The organism is Nocardia sp. Marseille-Q1738 (assembly GCF_965283145.1).
In genome coordinates, this window is sequence record NZ_CBDIMS010000005.1 from 403,388 (window position 1) to 423,083 (window position 19,696).

At 65.8% G+C, this 19,696-nt stretch carries 20 protein-coding genes; 7 read left to right on the plus strand and 13 right to left on the minus strand.

Features of this window, described 5'->3' with window-relative positions; translation table 11 throughout:
* Positions 1-69: 69 nt before the first annotated feature.
* The 4 genes from ACWPXK_RS21275 (at position 70) to ACWPXK_RS21290 (ending at position 1,547) form a co-directional block, all read left to right on the plus strand.
* Complete coding sequence (locus ACWPXK_RS21275) at positions 70-411, plus strand: hypothetical protein (RefSeq protein ID WP_454197910.1); 342 nt, start codon at positions 70-72, stop codon at positions 409-411.
* A complete protein-coding gene (locus ACWPXK_RS21280; RefSeq protein ID WP_454197911.1) occupies positions 411-779 on the plus strand; it encodes a hypothetical protein in 369 nt (122 codons plus the stop codon). Before ACWPXK_RS21275 ends, ACWPXK_RS21280 begins: the two co-directional genes overlap by 1 nt.
* A gap of 85 nt (positions 780-864) precedes the next feature.
* On the plus strand, positions 865-1,092 hold the full coding sequence (locus tag ACWPXK_RS21285; RefSeq protein ID WP_454197912.1) for a hexameric tyrosine-coordinated heme protein: 228 nt from the start codon (positions 865-867) through the stop codon (positions 1,090-1,092).
* Positions 1,093-1,121: 29 nt separating this feature from the next.
* The gene (locus ACWPXK_RS21290; protein ID WP_454197913.1) at positions 1,122-1,547 is read left to right on the plus strand and encodes a MarR family winged helix-turn-helix transcriptional regulator; all 426 of its coding nucleotides are present in this window, start codon (positions 1,122-1,124) and stop codon (positions 1,545-1,547) included.
* A gap of 200 nt (positions 1,548-1,747) precedes the next feature.
* Here ACWPXK_RS21290 and ACWPXK_RS21295 read toward each other — a convergent pair whose 3' ends face one another.
* Both ACWPXK_RS21295 and ACWPXK_RS21300 read right to left on the minus strand, forming a co-directional pair.
* Complete coding sequence (locus ACWPXK_RS21295) at positions 1,748-4,354, minus strand: valine--tRNA ligase (protein WP_454197914.1); 2,607 nt, start codon at positions 4,352-4,354, stop codon at positions 1,748-1,750.
* A gap of 132 nt (positions 4,355-4,486) precedes the next feature.
* A complete protein-coding gene (locus ACWPXK_RS21300) occupies positions 4,487-5,698 on the minus strand; it encodes a helix-turn-helix domain-containing protein (protein ID WP_454197915.1) in 1,212 nt (403 codons plus the stop codon).
* 256 nt (positions 5,699-5,954) lie between these two features.
* On the opposite strand from ACWPXK_RS21300, the gene ACWPXK_RS21305 reads away from it, so the two are divergent.
* Positions 5,955-6,380, plus strand: a complete 426-nt coding sequence (locus ACWPXK_RS21305) for a TetR-like C-terminal domain-containing protein (protein ID WP_454197916.1) — start codon at positions 5,955-5,957, stop codon at positions 6,378-6,380.
* 213 nt (positions 6,381-6,593) lie between these two features.
* Here the strand turns inward: ACWPXK_RS21305 and ACWPXK_RS21310 are convergent, their stop codons facing one another.
* Positions 6,594-7,595: a methyltransferase gene (locus ACWPXK_RS21310; protein ID WP_454197917.1), complete on the minus strand. Its 1,002-nt coding sequence runs from the start codon at positions 7,593-7,595 to the stop codon at positions 6,594-6,596.
* A 296-nt stretch (positions 7,596-7,891) separates the two neighbouring features.
* Between ACWPXK_RS21310 and ACWPXK_RS21315 the strand changes: the two genes are divergently transcribed.
* Positions 7,892-8,893: an FAD-dependent monooxygenase gene (locus ACWPXK_RS21315; RefSeq protein ID WP_454197918.1), complete on the plus strand. Its 1,002-nt coding sequence runs from the start codon at positions 7,892-7,894 to the stop codon at positions 8,891-8,893.
* 171 nt (positions 8,894-9,064) lie between these two features.
* Here ACWPXK_RS21315 and ACWPXK_RS21320 read toward each other — a convergent pair whose 3' ends face one another.
* A complete protein-coding gene (locus ACWPXK_RS21320) occupies positions 9,065-9,643 on the minus strand; it encodes a CGNR zinc finger domain-containing protein (protein WP_454197919.1) in 579 nt (192 codons plus the stop codon).
* 103 nt (positions 9,644-9,746) lie between these two features.
* Here ACWPXK_RS21320 and ACWPXK_RS21325 point away from each other — a divergent pair, with 103 nt between their 5' ends.
* Positions 9,747-10,949: an epoxide hydrolase family protein gene (locus ACWPXK_RS21325; RefSeq protein ID WP_454197920.1), complete on the plus strand. Its 1,203-nt coding sequence runs from the start codon at positions 9,747-9,749 to the stop codon at positions 10,947-10,949.
* 87 nt (positions 10,950-11,036) lie between these two features.
* Here the strand turns inward: ACWPXK_RS21325 and ACWPXK_RS21330 are convergent, their stop codons facing one another.
* The 9 genes from ACWPXK_RS21330 to ACWPXK_RS21370 all read right to left on the minus strand — a co-directional run bounded on the left by ACWPXK_RS21330 (position 11,037) and on the right by ACWPXK_RS21370 (position 19,691).
* Entirely contained in the window at positions 11,037-11,669 is a 633-nt protein-coding gene (locus ACWPXK_RS21330) for a glyoxalase (protein ID WP_454197921.1), read from the minus strand.
* Positions 11,670-11,782: 113 nt separating this feature from the next.
* Positions 11,783-12,169 (minus strand): VOC family protein, encoded by a 387-nt coding sequence (locus ACWPXK_RS21335; protein ID WP_454197922.1) that lies wholly within the window; start codon positions 12,167-12,169, stop codon positions 11,783-11,785.
* Positions 12,166-12,453, minus strand: coding sequence for an ArsR/SmtB family transcription factor (locus ACWPXK_RS21340; protein WP_454197923.1), 288 nt, complete (start codon positions 12,451-12,453; stop codon positions 12,166-12,168). Before ACWPXK_RS21340 ends, ACWPXK_RS21335 begins: the two co-directional genes overlap by 4 nt.
* A gap of 59 nt (positions 12,454-12,512) precedes the next feature.
* Positions 12,513-12,599: a hypothetical protein gene (locus ACWPXK_RS21345; protein WP_454197994.1), complete on the minus strand. Its 87-nt coding sequence runs from the start codon at positions 12,597-12,599 to the stop codon at positions 12,513-12,515.
* A gap of 272 nt (positions 12,600-12,871) precedes the next feature.
* On the minus strand, positions 12,872-14,584 hold the full coding sequence (locus tag ACWPXK_RS21350; protein WP_454197924.1) for an ABC transporter ATP-binding protein: 1,713 nt from the start codon (positions 14,582-14,584) through the stop codon (positions 12,872-12,874).
* On the minus strand, positions 14,581-16,476 hold the full coding sequence (locus tag ACWPXK_RS21355) for an ABC transporter ATP-binding protein (protein WP_454197925.1): 1,896 nt from the start codon (positions 16,474-16,476) through the stop codon (positions 14,581-14,583). The genes ACWPXK_RS21350 and ACWPXK_RS21355 overlap by 4 nt, the downstream gene beginning before the upstream one ends.
* Positions 16,477-16,706: 230 nt before the next feature.
* The gene (locus ACWPXK_RS21360; protein WP_454197926.1) at positions 16,707-17,612 is read right to left on the minus strand and encodes an alpha/beta hydrolase; all 906 of its coding nucleotides are present in this window, start codon (positions 17,610-17,612) and stop codon (positions 16,707-16,709) included.
* Positions 17,613-17,796: 184 nt separating this feature from the next.
* Complete coding sequence (locus ACWPXK_RS21365; protein ID WP_454197927.1) at positions 17,797-18,474, minus strand: response regulator transcription factor; 678 nt, start codon at positions 18,472-18,474, stop codon at positions 17,797-17,799.
* Positions 18,471-19,691 carry a sensor histidine kinase gene (locus ACWPXK_RS21370; protein WP_454197928.1) on the minus strand — a complete coding sequence of 407 codons (1,221 nt, stop codon included), beginning with the start codon at positions 19,689-19,691 and terminating at the stop codon, positions 18,471-18,473. The genes ACWPXK_RS21365 and ACWPXK_RS21370 overlap by 4 nt, the downstream gene beginning before the upstream one ends.
* Between the last annotated feature and the right edge of the window lie 5 nt (positions 19,692-19,696).

Genomic DNA, 19,696 nt, shown 5'->3' on the forward strand with positions numbered 1-19,696 from the left:
CGTCGCCGGGAGGGTCGCGAGGTCCCCTGCGCCGGGTGCCGCACCACACGAATCGAGCAAGGGGTGGACATGGCAGAAATCGCGATCGGCTACATCCGGCTGGACCAATCCGGCAGTGACCACGCAGGGGAGGAGCGCGCGATTCGCGCTCTGGCCAGGCGGAAGGGCTACCCGGAACCGGAAGTGCTGGTTGTGGATCGTGACGTGTTGATGCCGACGCTTCTACTCGCGCAGGCCATCCGCCGGGTCGGTGCTTCGGTTGTCATTGCCCCGACCCGCGAGCATGTCTGGACCGCTAGGCGCGGACTGACCGAAGTTGTGACCCTGATTGTCGTTATGCCCGAGGAGATTTGGGAACGCGGGCATCGGTGGGTTCCGTTCGGTCCACCTGCGAGGGGGGTGCGACCTTGATGTCCGACTGGTCCGAGTTCAGTACAGCCATTGTCGTGGCGACGGCGGTGGTCGTGGTGGTGCTCGGAGTCTTCTTCGCGGCGAGTAGATGGTGGCGAAGGCCGTTGCCTGGTCCGAGTGTGTATGACATCGCGAAACGCGTGGGCCATCAGCAGTTGTGCCTGCTGGGCTGGCCGCCTTTGGGTTGGCCAGCGGTGGAGCCGGTGGACGGCCCGGAGTTCAGTCCCGCCGACGCCCACGCACTCATGCAGGTGCATCGCGAGTGCGACGCGGACGAGTGCTCGTGGAAAGGCGCCGCCGTCGAGACATTGCGCGTCACCGGCCGGATGCGCCCGAGCAAGTACCCACGTCGACCAAAACGCTCCTAGTGGTGCGTGGTTGGGCTTGACGAGCCTACACGGAAACAGTTACTTTGTGCGCCAAGAATTTGTACGCAAATCATCAGAGGCGGTCATGAACCTGGTACCGAACGACACGCTGATCACGGCGACGCCGAGCGAAGGTCGAGCTCTGGCGATCAAACTGGCCCGGCTGACGGTGAAGGCGACCCAACCGGAGGACTCCATCCGTGAGCGGCTCCGCCCCGAGTATGCGGACAGCGCGGCCGGGCTGCTGGCAGTGAGCCAGGTTGTCGCGACCGAGTTCGCGACGATCGCCGCCGCGAACAACTATTGGCGCTGACGGCCGGCCGTCGCTGGGACAATGGCCTCGTGGATCCCCATCGCCTGTCCGACCAGCCGTGCTTCACGGTGTACAGCACCGCGAACGCGATCGTGCGTGCCTACCGGCCTTTGCTCGAGCCGCTCGGGCTCACCTACCCCCAATACATCGTGATGATGTCACTGTGGGAGGCCGACCAGGTGGACCTGCGTACCTTGTCGGTGCACACCCACCTGGACGCTGGCACGCTCACCCCGATCGTCAAACGACTGGCGGACAAGGGATTCCTGGAGCGAACCAGGGTCAGCGGCGACGAGCGACGCTTGTGCATCACCGTCACCGCTGCCGGGCGCGAGCTCCAACGCGCCGCGGCGCACGTCCCGGAGGCGATGCTGTGTCAGGTCGGTATCAGCCCGGCCGAGGAAAAACAGCTGATGCGGGTCTGCGGCCGTATCCAGGCCGCGCTCAGCCCGTGACATGGCCGGTCCGGGCGGAAGTGGCCGGTCCTCCCGGCGGAGCCGCCCGGGGTGATCAGCGCCAGATCGGTGTTACCGAGTGCGGATCCAGCACCGGCAGATGCCGTCTGGAGTGGTTTCACCTTTCCTTACGGTGACGAGCCGTGCGCGTGAGGCTGGTTGCGGCAACTCACGTTGCCGCAACCAGATTCTGGCGAGCGCTACTCGGCGAGGAGGTCGAGTTGGCGTTGGATTCGGTCGGCGTCCTCTTGCGCTGTCTGCCTGCGAGCGCGAATTGATTCGATGACGTCGGTGGGTGCTTTGGCCAGGAATCCGTTGTTGCTCAGCTTCTTGGCGGTGCTGTCCAATTCCTTCTGCGCGGCGGCGAGAGCCTTCTGTAAGCGGCGTCGTTCGGCGTCGACGTCGATGGCCTGGGACAGATCGAGGCTGATCCGGGCTCGGCCGATCGTCAGCGTCGCGGTAGGCGTGAAACCCTCGGCGGCGGGTTCCAGGCGCAGCAGTTGCCGGATCCCGGGTTCGTGTGAGCGCAGCGCGGATGTGAGCTCGAGGTCGGCAGGTACCGGTTGGCTCGTGCGGACGCCTTGTTCGGAGCGAAAACGCCGGACCTCGGTGACGAGCTGTTGCAGTTCGGCGATTTCGGTTTCGGCGTTGTGGTCGCGATATCCGGTATCGGTGGGCCAGGAGGCGATGACCACGGATTCCTGCCCGGTCAGGGTGGTCCACAGCTTCTCGGTGACGAACGGGACGATCGGATGCAGCAGCCGCAGCAGGTTGTCGAGGACATGTCCGAGGACCCGCCGTGCGGCGTCGGCGGCTGGCCCGCCCGCAGCGTAGGTGGCTTTCGACAATTCGAGGTACCAGTCGAATACTTCGTCCCACGCGAAGTGATACAGCAGCTCGGTGAGCTTGGCGAACTGGTAGTCGTCGAAAAGGGTATCGGCTTCGGCGATCACGGTGTTCAGCCGCGAGAGGATCCACCGGTCGACCGCCGAGAGCATCGCTGGGGTGGGGAGTGGTCCGCTGGTGGTGGCGCCGTTGAGCAGGGCGAAGCGGGTGGCGTTCCAGATCTTGGTGGTGAAGTTGCGGGCGCCTTCGACGGATTCCTCGGCGATCGGGGCGTCGGTGCCGGGGTTGGCGGCACGGGCAAGCGCGAAGCGGAGCGCGTCGGTGCCGTAGGCGTCCATCCAGGTGATCGGGTCTACGACGTTGCCAAAGGATTTCGACATCTTTTTGCCGTGCTTGTCCCGAACCATGCCGTGCAGGGCGATCGTCGTGAACGGCGGCTGATCGGTGGCGTACAGCCCGAACATCATCATCCGGACGATCCAGAAGAACAGCAGATCGTAGCCGGTGAACAGCACCGAATTGGGGTAGAACCTGGCGAGGCTGTCGGTCTGGTCGGGCCAGCCCATGGAGGAGAACGGCCACAGCGCCGCGGAGAACCAGGTGTCGAGCACGTCGGGGTCCTGCACCCAGCCTTCGGGTGCGGTCTCGTCCGGCCCGACGCATATCGTCTCGCCACCGGGGCCGTACCAGATCGGGATGCGGTGTCCCCACCACAGCTGGCGGGAGATGTTCCAGTCGCGCAGATTGTCGACCCAGTCGAAATAGCGGCTGGCCAACTCGGGCGGATGAATGGAGACCCGGCCGTCGCGGACGGCGTCACCCGAGGCCTTGGCCAGCGGCGCGACCTCGACCCACCACTGCATCGACAAGCGCGGCTCGATGACGGTGCCGCAGCGCGAGCAGTGCCCGACCGCATGCCGGTATGGGCGCTTCTCGGCCACGATGCGTCCCTCGGCACGCAGCGCGGCGACGACGGCGCTGCGCGCTTCGAGGCGATCGAGCCCTTGGAACGGGCCGGGCGCGGTGATGATCGCCCGCTCATCCATCACCGTCAGCGCGGGCAGGTTGTGGCGTTGACCGATCTCGAAGTCGTTCGGGTCGTGTGCCGGGGTGACCTTCACCGCCCCGGTGCCGAACTCCGGGTCGACGTGGGCGTCGGCGACGACCCGGATACGGCGGCCGGTCAGTGGCAGAACAATCTCGCGACCGGCGAGTCGACGGTAGCGGTCATCGTCGGGGTGCACCGCGACGGCGGTGTCACCGAGCATGGTCTCCGCGCGGGTAGTCGCGACCACGATCGAATCCGGTCCGTCGCCATAGCGGATCGACACCAGCTCGCCGTCGAGCTCCTGATGGTCGACTTCGATATCGGAGATCGCGGTCGTGCAACGCGGGCACCAGTTGATGATGCGTTCGGCCCGGTAGATCAGCTTGTCGTCGTAGAGCCGTTTGAAGACCGTCTGGACAGCACGGGACAGACCCTCGTCCATGGTGAACCGCTCGCGGTCCCAGTCGACACCGTCACCGAGGCGGCGCATCTGATCGGAGATAGCGCCACCGGATTCGGCTTTCCACTGCCACACACGCTGCTCGAATGCTTCGCGGCCCAGGTCGTGCCGGGACAAGCCTTCCTTGGCAAGCTCACGCTCGACGACGTTTTGCGTGGCGATGCCCGCGTGGTCCATGCCCGGCTGCCACAGCGTCTCATACCCCTGCATGCGCTTGCGTCGGGTCAGCGCATCGATCTGAGTGTGCTCATAGGCATGACCCATGTGCAGGCGGCCGGTGACGTTGGGCGGCGGAATGACGATCGCGTACGGCGGCTTGTCGCTGTTGGCGTCGGCCTTGAAATAACCGCGCTCTACCCACCGTACGTACAGCTCACCTTCCAGCTCCACCGGTACGAATGTCGTCGGCAGGATCGTGGGGTCGTTGCTGTTTCGGGGGTGGGTTTCGGTCACAGTCGCCCAGCATATTGCTGACCCCCCCAAGGGCGGGATCCCGCTAGCGCAGCTCGCGGGTCAAGACATCGAACGTCGGTGCGTCCGGCCAGCTCGGCGTGAGCACCCCGACGCTGGCCCATCCCCAACGGCTCACGCGCGGTCGATGCCGCACCAGGCGGCAAAGCCGCGCACGCTCTCGTTGCTTCGAGCGTCGTCGCGGGCCAGGACGCGGATGGTTTCGTGGACCATGGGGTGGTAGCGGGTTTGTGTCGGCGCGATCTCCTTGGCCTTCTGAAGCGAGGCGAGGGCTTTCGTGCGGTCGCCGTGGAGAAGGTATCCCCTGGCCAAGTCGATGTAGTGGTGGCCAGCACGCTCCCGTTGCGTTGTGGCCGGAAGGTGCACGCGCTGGGCGCGTTTCACGGCCTCGGTTCCGTCCATCATCTCGACAGCCAGGCCGACCGACCAGATGTCGACATTCGTGACGCCGAAGCACAGCCGGTAATCGTCACGATCGACACCGATGCGCTGGGCGGTTTCCCGCGCTTCGGCGAGGTGCTCGTCGGCGAGGTCGCGGCGACCTGCGCGGGCGGCGGCGAGACCGGATTTCAGATGGAGGTTGCCCCACATGCTGAGGACGACTGGATCGTTGCCGCCGACGTCGGATTCGATGGTCGCCCGGCTTGATTCGAGGAAGCGGAGAGCTGTTGACCAGTCGGCCGCGCCGATCAGTTCGCCCGCTCGCTGATAGTCGCCAACGAGGACGGCCAGCGGGTCACCGGACTGTGCGGCTGCCCATTCGTATCGGTCGACGCATAGCGAGGAAAGATCGATATAGCCGAGCTTGTACACAACCTGTCCGGTCGCTGCGAACGCTTCTGCGAGAAGCCCGAAGATGCGCTCGCGTTCGGCTCCGGTGGCGCAGTGCCATGCGACGCGGAGGTCTGCCAGCAGACCGGGCAGCAGTGTGCCGAGGTCGCCGAGGTTGACGGAATGCCGCAATTTGGAGGCCCTCGCGACGTCAGCGGCGAGTTCGTGCTCGGGGCGGGCGTTCATGGTGCCGTCGGGCTCGATCTTGTACGCGGCCAGCTCGCGGCGGATCTCGGGCACTCCGGCGTGCACTCGCAGTTCATCGCGGGTCTGCCGCGGATAGGGCTGCTCGAGGAGATCCGCGAGGTTCACTCGCAGAGCGCGCGCACATGCCGCGACGAATGCCGGTGATGCCGGCGCGCGGCCGCGCTCGACCTTGCGGACCAAACTCGCCGAGAAGTTGGCTTCCCGCGCGAGTCTCTCCTGGCTCCAGCCCGCGAGCTTCCTAGCTACACGTACCTTCTCACCGACACCGGATTCCTGGGTCATCGTCATCACGGATCCATTCCACAGATTTCCTTATCCCAAGAGTGACAAACCTTTTGCCGGTTCGCGGTGTTGTTCGTCGTCACAGTCATGTTCCGGGCCCGGCGCAGGGTGAGAGCCCGTTCCCCATCAGGGCACACCTCTGGCGGCGATGGCGTCGCTGGGAGGGTCGCGAGGTCCCCTGCGCCGGGTGCCGCACCACACGAATCGAGCAAGGGGTGGACATGGCAGAAATCGCGATCGGCTACATCCGGCCGGATGCGCCGTGCCGTCGACCACCCATGCCGCCGCTCTGCCCGACCTGATCGAGGCGCTGCTCCCGCACTGGGGCGCGGCCCTGGCCGACCCCAGGTATCGCCTGCTCGCGGCGCGCCTGCTCGGAGCAGGCCCCAGCCACCCGGCACTGCTGGATGCCTACTGGCACCACCATGTGCTGCCCCGGCGCGAACGCTCCCGCGCCCTGCTCCAGCAAGCGCAGGCCGCGGGCGTCCTCACGCCAACCGCCGACCTGGACATCCTGCTCGACATGCTCAACGGCGCCATCATCCACCACCTGTTGCTGGAACCCGCCCGATCCCCCACAACCGAAGGCCCGCAACCATCCGACCTGACCGCATACCTGCGCAGCCTCCTGCGCCAAGCCGGCTTCGCGCTCCCCGGCACCACCGACCGCTCAGATCACGCGAAATAGCCGCTCCATCGCCACGTTCAGGCAGCCTGCGATACCGTCGAGCAGGTGCCGCACTCAGTGGACAATCCACGGCGAGCGTCTTGTGGACGAGAACCGCCATATGGCTGTCCACCGTGGATGTGGAGCTACCTGACGGAGTCGAGTTCACGCAGTACGTCGCGCGAATGCCGCGCTGTGCGATGACATCGCGACTCTGCGCGCTGGGGCCAGGAGTCAGCTGGTGGTGGTGAGGCGGAACTCCAGTAGGCAGCGCTGGTCGGTTAGGTCGGTCACGGTATCGAGGACCAGCCCGTGGGCCGAGGCGAGGGTGCGGAACTCGTCGACCCGGCGTTCGCGACCGCCGAAGATCACGAGCATGGCCAGGTCGAACTCGGTGTTGGCGCGTCGTCCGCCGACCGGTTCGATAACCAGAATGCGGCCGGTGGGGTGGACGGCTTCAACGCAGCGGTCGAGAATCCGGTGCGCGTGTTCGTCGTCCCAGTCGTGCAGGATGTCGCACAACAAGTAGGCTTGTGCCCCTCCTGGGAGGGGGTCGAAGAAGCTACGCGCGGTCACTTGGGCTCGGTCCTCGACACGGTGCGCGGTGAAGGTGCGGCTGGCCTCGGTCGCGGTTGGTTCGAGGTCGACCAGATGGCCGCGGACGCTGGGATGGGCAGCCAGAATCGCGGCGAGGAGGGTGCCGTGACCACCGCCGACGTCGACGATGGTGGAGAAGCGGTGCCATTCGTAGCCTGCGACGATCTGCGGGATCTGTTCGCGGAATCGATGCGTCATTTGCTGGTCGAACGACTCACGCAGATGCGGGTATTGGGCGAGATCGGCCCAGAAATCCTGCCCGTAGCGGCGTGAGTAGCCCGCGTCGCCTGTGGTGATGCTGTGCAGGAGTTCGACGACCGCCAGCTCGGCGCGGCCGCCGGCCATGTCCAGGTGCAGGAAGTTGGTCAGGCCGTTGTCAGCGTCGCTGCAGAGCGTCGCTCCGTAGTCGGTGGTCCGGTAGCCGGTGGATGCACGCTCGATGATCCCGAGGGTCGCAAGGTGACGCAGAAGGAGTTCGAGCGCTATCGGTGACACATTGAGCTCTGTTGCGACGTGCTCTACGGCGGCACCATTACTGCGCAGTCGGTCCGGCAGGCCCAGGGTTACCGCCACACGCAGAGCCATCGGTGTGACCAAGCCTGCGAGATTTCGGATCGCGGCGATGTTGTGCTCGTTCACGAAGGCAAGGGTGGCATGCCTGTCGATGGGATATCGGTTTCGGTCGGCGCGACCGAGCGGCGGGCACTGCCTGCACGAGCGGTTTGAGCGCGTCGGCGTCGTTGATGTTGGCCGCCGAAACACCCACGGCCGGACACAGTCCCACGCGGTCGGACAAGTACAACGTGGAGTGCGTGAGGGCAAAGCTGATACGTTCGATGCAGACCGTAAGCTGCTCCTGGCTGCGGCGGCGAGTCTGGGGGAGGACATGTTTCGGGTGCGTCGTCAACTGGTTCGCTCTACGGCGAAGGTCTGACGTGGTGTTTCACGCGGAGGTCATCGGTTGCGGCATCGGAGGGGCATGCGCGGCACTGGCGATGACGAAAGTCGGTGGCCGCGTGCATGTCTACGAGAAATCGGCGCGCACGGCCGAGGTAGGTGGCTGGGTCACGCTCGGGCCTGCGGCGTCGACCGCGCTCGATCAGATCGGTCTGGGTGAAAAAGTCAGGGCGGCCGGGTTCCCGGTCGTGAGTGTCAGCACTGCCGACACGCGCACTGGGCGGACGAAATCCTTTGCCCGGACCGAGCCGGGGCACCGCTGGTCGAGTATCCATGTGTGGCGCAAGGATCTGTTGGCCTTGCTGCGTGAACGCCTGGAGCAGGCAGACATCCCCTGCGATTACGGAACTCGGGCCGACCCCAGCGCGCGTACAAGCGATCTGCTGATCGGCGCCGATGGCGCTCGTTCAGCTACCCGGCGTTTGCTCGGTAATCCCCATGAGCCGACGTACACGGGACAGCTGATCCGCTACGGACATTGCCCAGTTCCGGTGCGTGGGCTACCGACGGGCGTACTGCACTTTTGGTCGCACTCGGATGGTGTAGCGGGGTACGTGGGGGATGACCGCGATGGCTCGTTCTGGTTCAGCAGGCGAAACGCCGAGTCCGCGGCTGCCTCGATCGACCCGGACGTGTTTCTCGAGGCGCTGCGGGCAACGCGGGTGGTAGAGGTGCTGGAGCGTTCCGAGGTGAGTGCACCGATCGCACTGTATGAACTCGAGCCCGAAGGGCGCTGGCACAACGCGGACACCGTACTGATAGGCGATGCGGCACACGCCGTTTCGCCGTCGGCAGGGCGGGGAGCGACCTCCGCCATCGAGGATGCGATCGTCTTGGCGAAAGCCCTGCGTAGTGCAAATTCCATTGCCGCGGCGCTGGAGTCCTACACGGAGATTCGTCGCCCGATAGCGCAAGCGACCTATCGGCCGGGATCGAGACGGCAGGCTCCACGAGTCTCTCCGGCAGACCTGCAGCTTTGAGGCCCGCCCTCGGCGACAACAGTTCCGGCAGGTTTCGCACTACTCTGGTTCGGTATCGACCGCGGTCCGCACGGTCGGATGGATCCAAGCGTTCGTGGCAGCGCCTTCGTCATTCTCCGGACTTACTGAGATCGCGGTCGGCGGAGTGACTTTCGCGTCCTATGTTCGAACTCACTGCTGGTCAGCCTCTGGTGTTCGGCGTCGGTTGGCATTGAAGCGCGCTTTCTTCTGACGATTCCCGCACGTGTTCATGTCACACCATTTGCGGGTGCGACTTTGGCTGGTATCGAAGAAGGCGGCTCGGCAGGTCGGTGATGCGCACAAGGCCAATTTTCCGTCTCGTTCGCCTGCGATGATGCTGATCGCGTCGGCGGCGATTACGCCTAGGGCATCTTCTACGCAGGAAGCCGAGCTGAGTCGCCATTGACGACTGCCCTCGGGCGTCAGGATGGCCGCCGCCCGACCCTGAACGCTGCAGTCATTGATGACTCGAACAGCGGACGCAGGAAGAGCGTCTCGGATCGCGGCCGCTGTCGCGGCGGCGTGAATCGACTCCCTCAGTTCCCAGGCGAGTTCGAGCTGGGCGGTGGTGCAGGAGTCCACGCCTAGGCCGTTCACGGCCAGCCAGTCGACGAGTCGCTGCGGCGTGGGAATGCGTTCCACTGGGTCGCCATGACGCTCCGACAGAGTCCCCGTGAAGCTGGTCGCTAGCACGTTACCGAGGCGAAAGTCAGGGAACCCAGCAGGCATGGAACCACCTTAGCGGGTTGCAGGCTGACGCCGAAGCATGCTAGAACCGTCTTAGCCGGTTCTCAATAGGCTGTAGCCGGTTCCGCGATGAGCAGGAGGTCTCATGCCCGCACTTGGCCACCCCAATCCGGTTTTCACGCCCGACCCCGTCGTTGTGCATCCATTCGAAGCCCACGCAACTGACGCTGACCTCGACGATCTGCGCGCGCGGCTGGCCGTAGCGCGGCTGCCGGAAGCCGAGACGGTCTATCCCGCCGCGCCCGGCCCTCGCCGATGGGACCAGGGCGTTCCGCTCGCCGACCTCGTCGATGTCGTGAACTACTGGCGCACCGGGTACAACTGGCGCTCGTTCGAAGATCGCCTCAACCGGATCGGCCAGTTCCGCACGACCATTGACGATCTGGGAATCCACTTCCTGCACCGCCGATCAGCGCGCGCAGACGCCACTCCTCTGATCTTGACGCACGGCTGGCCGGGCAGCATCGCCGAGTTCGTCGATGTAGTAGACGAGTTGGCAGATCCGAAAGATGCAGACGCGCCAGCCTTCCACGTCGTGGTCCCATCGCTACCAGGATTTGGTTACAGCGACAAACCGGCCACCACCGGGTGGGGAACCGAAAAGATCGCGGCCGCATGGGTGGAACTGATGGGAAGGCTCGGCTACAGCAAGTTCGCAGCCCACGGCGGCGACTGGGGAGGAAATATCACCACGGTTCTCGGCGGCAGGTTCCCGGCGCACGTTCTCGGCATCCACACCACGTTCGCGGAGGCACCGCCCGGGTTGACAACGGACGGGCTGACGGCGGACGAGCGCAAATGGACCGAGGAAACCCGCGATTTCTGGCGCCACCGCGCGGCGTACGCGAAGCAACAGGCGACCCGACCACAGACCATCGGCTACTCGCTCGTCGACTCACCGGTCGGGCTTCTTGCCTGGATCCTTGACAAGTTCGCTGAGTGGAGCGATACCGAAGACAGCCCGTTCGAGACGATTTCCAGAGACCGCGTTCTCGACGATGTCACCCTGTATTGGCTGACGCGGACCGGTGCATCGTCGGCCCGCATTTACTACGAGAGCCACAACTCGCTCGATCCCGAACTTCGGGTCGACGTCCCGACGGCAATCAGCATGTATCCCCGCGACATCGAGAAGTATCCGCGTCCCTGGGCGCAGCAGCGGTACCGACAGATCGTCCGATGGAAGTCGCCCGAAATCGGGGGACATTTCCCGTCGCTGGAGGTTCCCGAGTACTTTGTCAAGGACCTGCAAGAAGGCCTCGCGGCAGTGCTGGCTGCCAATCGGTGAACGCGACTGGGTGGCGTCCGTAGGTGCTGGAACTGCACCTGCCCGACGCGCCCACCATCGTGGCTGGCGGCTCCGTGGACCCGTGATTCAGACCGGGGCGACCTCCCACGCGAACCCGTCCGGGTCGGCGAAGGTCCCGATTCCGCCACCGATGATGATCCGGTGCGACCCGGTGCCCTCCGGCGGGACGCCGGCGTCCTTGGCGGCGGCACGGCGCCCATAGAGCGCCAGCTTGATCGAGGACGCTGGGGCGTCGAACTCGACGTACTTGCTGCCGAAGCTCTTCGCCACGGTCAGGCCGCGGTCGACGTAGAACTGCTTGGTGGCCTTGACGTTGTCGACGCCGAGGAGCACCACGAAATCGTCGACCTCCCGGGTGGCCGGGCCGGTGTCCTTCTTCGACGACGTCGCGATCTTCCAGATCGCCCCGTCCGGAGCCTGGACGACGCCGCCGTACCCCCAGAAGCTCTTCTTGGCAGGCTTCAGCGTCGTCGCGCCCGCGTCGACAGCGGTGCCGATGAGGCTGTCGACGGTGCTCGGCTGAGACACCACGAGCGACAGTATGAAGCCGCGAAAGCCGGTCGTCGGCGCCTCGGACGCGCGCACGCGCACCTTGTCGCCGAGGCCGAACGCGGTGGCGTAGAAGGCCGCGGCGGCCGCGGGATCGGGCACCTCCAGGATGACGGATTCGATAGTGGTCTGATCAGCGGTGATGTTCATGGCAGTAACGCTATGTGCCGCTCGGTGACCGGCGCTTCTCGATTCCTGATCGGTCTGCTCACCTGTTCGGGTATCGGGATGAACGACATCCGCTCGGCCGAGTCGAGCCGGGGTCAGGCCGGGGTGACGATCTGGATCAGGTTTCCGCAGGTGTCGTCGAAGACCGCCGTGGTCACCGGCCCTGCCGCCAGCGGTTCCTGCGTGAACGTCACTCCCAGCCCGCGCAGTCGCTCGTATTCCGCCTGCACGTCCGTGACCTGGAACGAGGTGGCCGGAATTCCATCGGCGACCAGCCCTTCCTTGTACGGCTTGACCACGGGGTGCCCGTCCGGCTCGAGCAAGAGTTCGGTGCCCTCGGGGTCCTCCGGTGAGACGACTGTCAGCCACCGGGCCTCGCCCAGCGGGATGTCGTGCTTCGTGGTGAAGCCGAGTACCTCGGTGTAGAAGTCGAGAGCTTTCTGCTGGTCGTCAACGAACACGCTGGTGATGTAGATCTTCACGGCGCTTGTCCTTTCCTGGTGACCGGCCACCGCTCGAAGATGGCGGCCAGGGGAGTGGTGTCGAGGTGATGGAACTTGTACCGCCCCTGCTTGCGCGTCGTGATCAGCCCGGCCTCCTCCAGCACCGCCAGATGCTGGGATACGGCCTGCCGGGTCAGGCTCAGCTGATGTCGACTCGTCAGGCGGACGCAGATCTCGAACAGGGTCTGACCGTCGCGCTCGGTCAGCTCATCGAGAATGGTCCGCCGGGTGGGATCGGCGAGGGCCTTGAAGATATCGCCCATGAAGCGACAATAGGCAAGCAGTCACTTGCCTGTCAATGTCGGTGAGGTCTGGTCTACTGTCATCGGCCGGACTCGCTCGGCCGGAGGAATCGATGGACAGTGGCCGCGAACTGCCGCAACAGTTCACCAGCCTCCAGATCGGTCACCGTCGTCGCTGTCCAGGAAGTCGAGGGGCCGGACTGCCGACGCCATCACTGTCGGCCATGACTCCGCCAGCGAGGAATCGACCGCCACGTGTCCGGATCCATGCCCCGGCTGTGCGTGTGCTTTCCGGCGAGTCCGACGAAAGGTTGACGATCGTCTTGCCCGGCAGATGCTCGGCGACAGGCTCGTCCCCTCTTGGCCGCGGCCGGCGCGCGGCCGTCTTCAGCATGCCTGCGACGGTTCGATCGCAAAACTGGAACAACATGCTGACTCATCAACTCGCTACCGGTGTCCTGGAGATTTCCCAGAAGTCGGCATAGCGCCCACCGCGGCGCAGCAACTCGTCGTGGCTGCCTTCTTCGACGATCCGGCCGGCGTCCAGAAAGACGATGCGATCGGCGCGTTGGACGGTCCGCAGACGATGCGCCACCATCACCACCGTCCGGCCCGCCATCAGGCGCTCGATTCCTTCGTGGACGGCCGCCTCGTTCACCGGGTCGAGTGCTGAGGTCACCTCGTCCAGCAACACGATGGGCGCGTTCTTCAGCAGCGCTCGCGCGATCGAAACGCGTTGGCGCTCACCGCCGGACAGCAGTGCGCCGCCCTCACCGACTTTCGTCGCCCATCCGCCGGGCAGTCGCTCGATCACTTCGTCCAACCGCGCCGCGGTCGCGGCCGCTCGCACTTCGGCGTCGTCGGCGTCGGGACGGCCGAGACGCACGTTCTCCTCGATCGTGCCATCGAACAGATAGACATCCTGGAAGACGATGGCGATCTGCTGCATCAGCACGTCGGTGCTGATCGCGCGCACGTCCACACCTCCCACGCGCACCGCGCCCTCGTCCACGTCGTAGAACCGCGCGAGCAATTGCAGCAAGGTGCTCTTACCCGCACCCGAGGGGCCGACAACGGCAAGCCGCCCTCCCGCGGGCACGGACAGCGATACGTCGTCCACCACCGTGCGGCCGCCGTGCTGGAAGGTGACGGACTCGAATTCCAGGTCGTGGCCTACCGGCTGAATCGGTTCGGGAGCTTCCGGCAGCGGCTCGGTGCGCAACACCGTGTCGAGTCCGGCCAGCCCGACACGTGCGCCGCGCAGTTGGCCGCCGATTTCCGACAGCGACAGCAGCGGATCCGCGCAGCGGGCCGTCAGCACCAGGATCGCCAAAACCTCTGCTACACCGATATTTCCGCCGAGCGCGAGGTAGGCGCCCAAGGCCAGCAGAGCGGTGAACATCGCCTGCACCGTGAGCGTCAGGCCCACTATGCCGGGCAGCGCCGACAGCATGGAACGGCGGGACGCGCGCTCGAGTCCCGACAGCGAATCGTCGAGCAACCGGAAGCGTTCGGCAGTTCGGCCGCCGGCGCGCAGCACCGGCTGAGCCTGCAGATATTCGATGACTCGCCCGGTGGCCTCCTTGGCGCGTTCGGTACGCTCCGCGTCGGCGGCGGCCATCGACCGTCCCGTCCAGATCTGGATCGCCGCCACGACCGGTACGGCGGCCAGCGCGGCCAACCCCATGTGCCAGTCGAAGGCGAGCATCACGACAACGATCGTCAGCGGAGTCACGCTGGCGGAGATCAACGGTGCCAGCAGATGCGCGATCACGCTCATCGCCTGCAGCACACCCTCGCTGGCGAGGACCGACACCTCCCCGACACGACCGGCGGTGAACCAGCCGAGGGGCAATCGGGCCAGACGATCGCCGAAACGGTGATAGACACCGCGCAGCAGCGTGGTCCCCACGAGGAAACCGGACAGATCGCTGCGATAGCGCAGCGCCGCATAGCCGGCGACCGCCGCCCCGAACGCGATCAGCCAGGGCGAGGCATCTGCGGGCGTGCTGCCGAACAGTGCCCGCAACACCGGAACCAGCAGTGCGTAGGACAATCCTTCGGCTACTGAGGTTGCCGTCATCAGGGCCACGGTGCGACGCACGGGCTGGGCGTACTCGTGTCCCAACACGCGCAGCAGCATTCGAATCATCGGGGCTCGTCTCCTTGCACAGTGTCATCGGCGACGTTCGCGGGCCTCTGCCGCTGCCTGAGCTCACGCTCCAGTACGCCACCGTGGGTTTCGATCTCGTCGGCGAGCACGGATCGGTGAGATTGCCAGAATTCGGCGAACTTTCCGTTCTGTGCCAGCAGTTCGGTGGGCTTGCCGCGCTCGACGATCGAGCCGTTCTCCAGCAGCACGACGGTGTCGGCGTCGGCGATCGTCTCCAGACGATGAGCGATGACCAGAATCGTCCGATCGCCCTCCAGCGTCGCCAGTGCCCGGCGCACCGCCTGTTCGGTGTGCGGGTCGGCGAAGGCGGTCGCCTCGTCGAGCACGAGAATGGGCGCCTCGGCGAGAAGAGCGCGTGCGATCGAAATCCGTTGCGACTCACCGCCGGAAAGTTGGACGTCCGCACCGAGCACCGTGTCGTATCCGCGCGGCAGCTCGAGAATTCGATCGTGAATATTCGCCAGCCGGGCGGCGTGAACCACGTCGTCGAGGTCGGCATGCGGTACCGCCAGCGCGATATTGTCCGCGACCGACGCGCGTAGCAGGCGAACATCCTGGAAGACGAAGGAGACCATCCGGTACAGCTCCCGGCTGCCGAGCTCGCGCAGATCGACACCGCCCAACCGGACCGAGCCGTGAGTCGGGTCGAAGAACCGCGGCAACAACTGCACCAGCGTGGACTTTCCGCTTCCCGACGGACCCACGATCGCGGTGACCGTCCCCGGCTCGAGCACCAGGTCGATCCCGCGCAGCACCTCGTGATCGACTTCGTACCCGAATCGAACGTCACGCAGTTCCACCCGATGCCCCTGTGGTGTGACCGGACGCGAAGGCTCCGGTAGCGGTTGCACCTCGAGCACTTCCCGGATCCGGCCGACCGCGCGCCGGGCGGCCTGCAGATCGTCGAAGCCGTGGCCCAGCGCCGCCACCGGAGCGGTCAGGCCAAGTCCCAGCAGCAGGAACGGCAGCAGATCCGCCGGGGCCAGAGAACCGTTCGTGATCAGAACCGTGCCGCCGATAAGCACGACCAGTAGCACGAACGGCGGCGAAAGCACCACCTGCATCCCCGCGGCGATTCCGGCGAGACCGTGCACCATGCGGAGAAAGGAGTCCGCGAAATCATCTGCGGCCGTGCGGAATTTCCGGTGGGCGCGCTCTCCCGAGCCGAACGCCTTGACCACCGCGATACCCTGCACGAATTCGACGGCCGCACTCGCGATCCGGCCCATCCCCGCATCGAACTCCTTCTGCTCTCGCAGCCGGGTCGGGGTCATCATCAACGGGACCAGCGCCACCGCCAGCACCACCGGTACCAGCGTGATCAGTGTGAGCCGCCAGTCGATGGTGAACAAGTAGATCAGCGACACCAGCGGCACCACGAATGCGGCGATGAGATCGCCTGGGGTGTGAGCGATGAACGGGTGCACGGCACTCACGTCCTTACCCACGATCTTCGCCAGCTCGCCGGTGCTGCGCCGGGAGAACCAGCCGATCGGTACCCGCCCCAGCCGCGCGGCCAGTTGCCTGCGAAACGACAGTTGCACCTGGCTGTCGAGAAGATGTCCGATTCCGGACGAGGCGGCGGTGAACAGCAGCCGGATGAACAAGCCGACCGCACCCGCGATCACGACGATCCAGACATGACCGTGATCGATCGGACCGGGCGACAACAGAGTTCGACCCAATTCGACAACCGCGAGCAACGGCGCGAGACCAGCGACAGCGCCGATGATCTGCAGGACGACAACGGCGGCGAAACCGCCTAGATGAGGGCGCAGCAATGCTGCCACGCTCGGTTCCGCCGAGGAATCGACGTCTGCTGGGGGTGCTGTGGAATGCTCCCTCGCCTCGGCGAGGTCGATGGTGGTCATCGTTCTCCTGTCTTCGTCAATTTCGTCGCGACCACATCGCGGCCAGTTCGAAAGCGGTCCCGTGCGCGCATGAATCGAGCCGGCCCCGGCCGCAAATCTTGACAGTGGCAAGATAGGTCGGTGTCGGCAAACTTGTCAATGTCTAGATGGTCTGCCGCCATAGACGTGGGTCGAAAATAGCTACCGCCCCGGCGGATCGCCGACCGCTATCTCACCGGTGAAGACCGCGGCTACTCCCCGACGAGGGCGCGGCGCAGGGCAGCGGCGAGTTCGGCATTCTGCCGCTGTGACACCTCGGCGGACAGGATCGCCTGCGATCCGTGGAACGTGCCTGGCCACTGGTGCAGCTCGACCGGCACTCCCGCCTGCATCAAACGCAGTGCGTAGTCGATGTCTTCGTCGCGGTTCGGACAGAACTCCGCGGTGGCGATGTAGGCGGGTGGCAGGCCGGACAGATCGATGGCCCGCGCCGGTGCGGCGTACGGCGTGGCGGGCGTGGATCCCAGGTAGTGCCCCCACATTTGGGCGACTTTGCCGCGAGTCAGGAAGGGCGTATCGGTGAAATGCCGCGCCGACCATGTCTGCTGCCGGTCATCGAGGACGGCTTGGTTGAGCAGCTGGAAGCGGATCGGCGGCCCTTGTTGGTCACGCGCCCGCAATGCCACCGCGGCCGCGATCCCCGCGCCGGCGCTGTGGCCTCCGATCGCTATCCGCGCGGGGTCGATGCCGAGCTCGGACGCGTGCTCGGCCGTCCAGGTCAGCACCGCGTAGATGTCGTCATGCGCGGCGGGGAACGGATGTTCCGGCGCCAGGCGGTAGTCCACCGAGATCACCGTCGTGCCGGAGTTGTCGGCGAGCAGCGTGGCCCACGGATGTTCGGTGTCCAAATCACCCATGACGAAGCCGCCGCCGTGCAGCCATAGGATGGCGCCCTGAGCCCCGTGCGGCCGATAGATCCGTATCGGCACATCGGAATCGCCGGGGACAGTGCGATTTTCGATCTCCAGGTTCGCGGTGTCCGGTGCCGGTATCGCCGCGGCCAACTCGGCGAGGTTCTTGCGGGCGGTGATCGGGTCGCTCAGGTCGGCCGGGGGGAACATCGGGACGAACGCTTCGAGTTCGGGATCCATGATCATGCCGTCGATGGTCGCGCCGATCAGGCATGCTCCGCTTCCGGCGAGGGGAGTCGCCGTCTACGTGAATACGCGTACGAAGATCGCGATCGGCTGCGACGGTCGTCGTAGCCGATCGGTCGTTGCGGGCGCTGAGCGCATCGTGCTCATGGATGCCGGTTCCGCTGGGGAGCGGATGAACCCCTCGCTACGAGGTGAAATCACTCAGCCCGGTCTGGTAGGCGATCACGACCAGCTGCGCGCGGTCGCGCGCACCCAGCTTCACCATCGCGCGGCTGACATGCGTGCGTGCGGTCGCCGGACTGAGGAACAACGCGGCACCGATCTCGTCATTGCTCATGCCCTGCCCCACCAGTGCCAGCACTTCGCGCTCACGGTCGGTCAGCACCGCGAGCCGGTCCTCGGCGGACTTGGCAGCCCTGCGCTGCGCGGTGAATTGGCTGATGAGGCGGCGGGTGATCCGGGGTGCGAGCAGCGCGTCACCGGCGGCGACGACTCGGATCGCGTGTAGTAGTTCGGCTGGGCCCGCGTCCTTGAGCAGGAACCCGCTGGCACCCGCCTGCAAGGCATCGAAGACGTTCTCGTCGGTGTCGTAGGTGGTGAGGATAAGGACCTTGACCCGCTCCATCCCGTTGGCCTCGGCGATCTGCGCGGTGGCGCGTATTCCATCCAGCCGTGGCATGCGGATGTCCATGAGGACGACGTCGGGGCGGGTGGCGCGGGCAAGTTCGACAGCCTCTGCGCCAGTGGTGGCTTCACCGACCACCGTGATGTCGTCTTCCAGGTCGAGCAGAACTTTGAAGCCGGAACGGACCAGACGTTCGTCGTCGGCGAGCAGCACCTTGATCGGTGGTGTGGAGTTCACAGGCGCGATCCGACCGGGGTAAGGGGAAGGCGAGCAGTGACCTCGAACCCGCCATCGGGACGCGACGTCGCGTCGAGTTCACCGCCGAGCAGTTGGCAGCGTTCGCGCATTCCGACGATCCCGCGGCCGGTAGTGGGGGAGTCGCCGGTGCGAACCGGAACGTGAGTGGAGCCGCGGCGGCCCTCGTCGATTACCCGTATCCGCAAGGCGTCGATGCCGGGTTCGAGCGCCACCGTCACGCGGGTCGGGCCGACGTGCCGGATCACGTTGGTGATCGACTCCTGCACGATGCGGTATGCGGCGCTGCCTACCGCGCTCGGTAGCGGCGTCACCGGCGAGGTCTGCTCGAAAGCGATGTCGAGCCCGGCGGCACGGGCCTTGCCGACGAGTTCGTCGATCTGGGCGAGACCGGGGTAGGGTTCGCGCTCATCGCCATCGCGCAGGACACCGAGGATGGCACGCATCTCGCGCAGTGCCCGCGAACTGGTCTGCTCGATGGTGCGCAATGCTTCGCGGGCCTGTTCCGGTCGCTTGTCGAGCACGTGTGCGGTGACGCCGGACTGCACGTTGATGATGGCGATCGCGTGGGCGACGGTGTCGTGGACTTCGCGGGCGATCCGGAGCCGTTCGGCGTCGACTCGCGCCCTGGCTTCTTCGTCGCGGGACCGTTCCGCCAGTTCGGCCCGTTCTTGTGCATCGGCGGCGATGACCCGGCGGGATCGGACGGACTCGCCGAGTATCGTGCTGATCACCGACGCGCCGATCCGGAAGAACACCCAGCCGATGGCCACGACCGGCTCGACATCCGCTCCGGCGATCAGCCAGCCGACGGCGAGGACCGTGATGCCCGCACCGGCGATCATCAGCGATCGCCGTCCGTCGCCGTAGGCGGCGAGGGTGTACAGGGCGACGAAGAGTGCGAGATAGGAAGCCCGGTCGGGGAAGTCGAGACCGAAATAGATCAAGCTGGCCACCGCCGTGACCAGGAAAACCAGGACAGGTTGCCGACGGCGCGCGGCGACGGCCACGCCACTCACGATCAGCAGGGCATATCCGAAGGCCGAGACCGGCTTCGGGACCGGCTCGAGCGGCACCGGGATCATGGCACTCTGCACCTGGATCGCGGTGACGAACAGCGCCAGCAGGACATCCGGCAACCAGGCAGGCCGACGCGAGAACCAGACAGACAGCTGTCGCGACACCGCCCGCAGAACCATGCCGT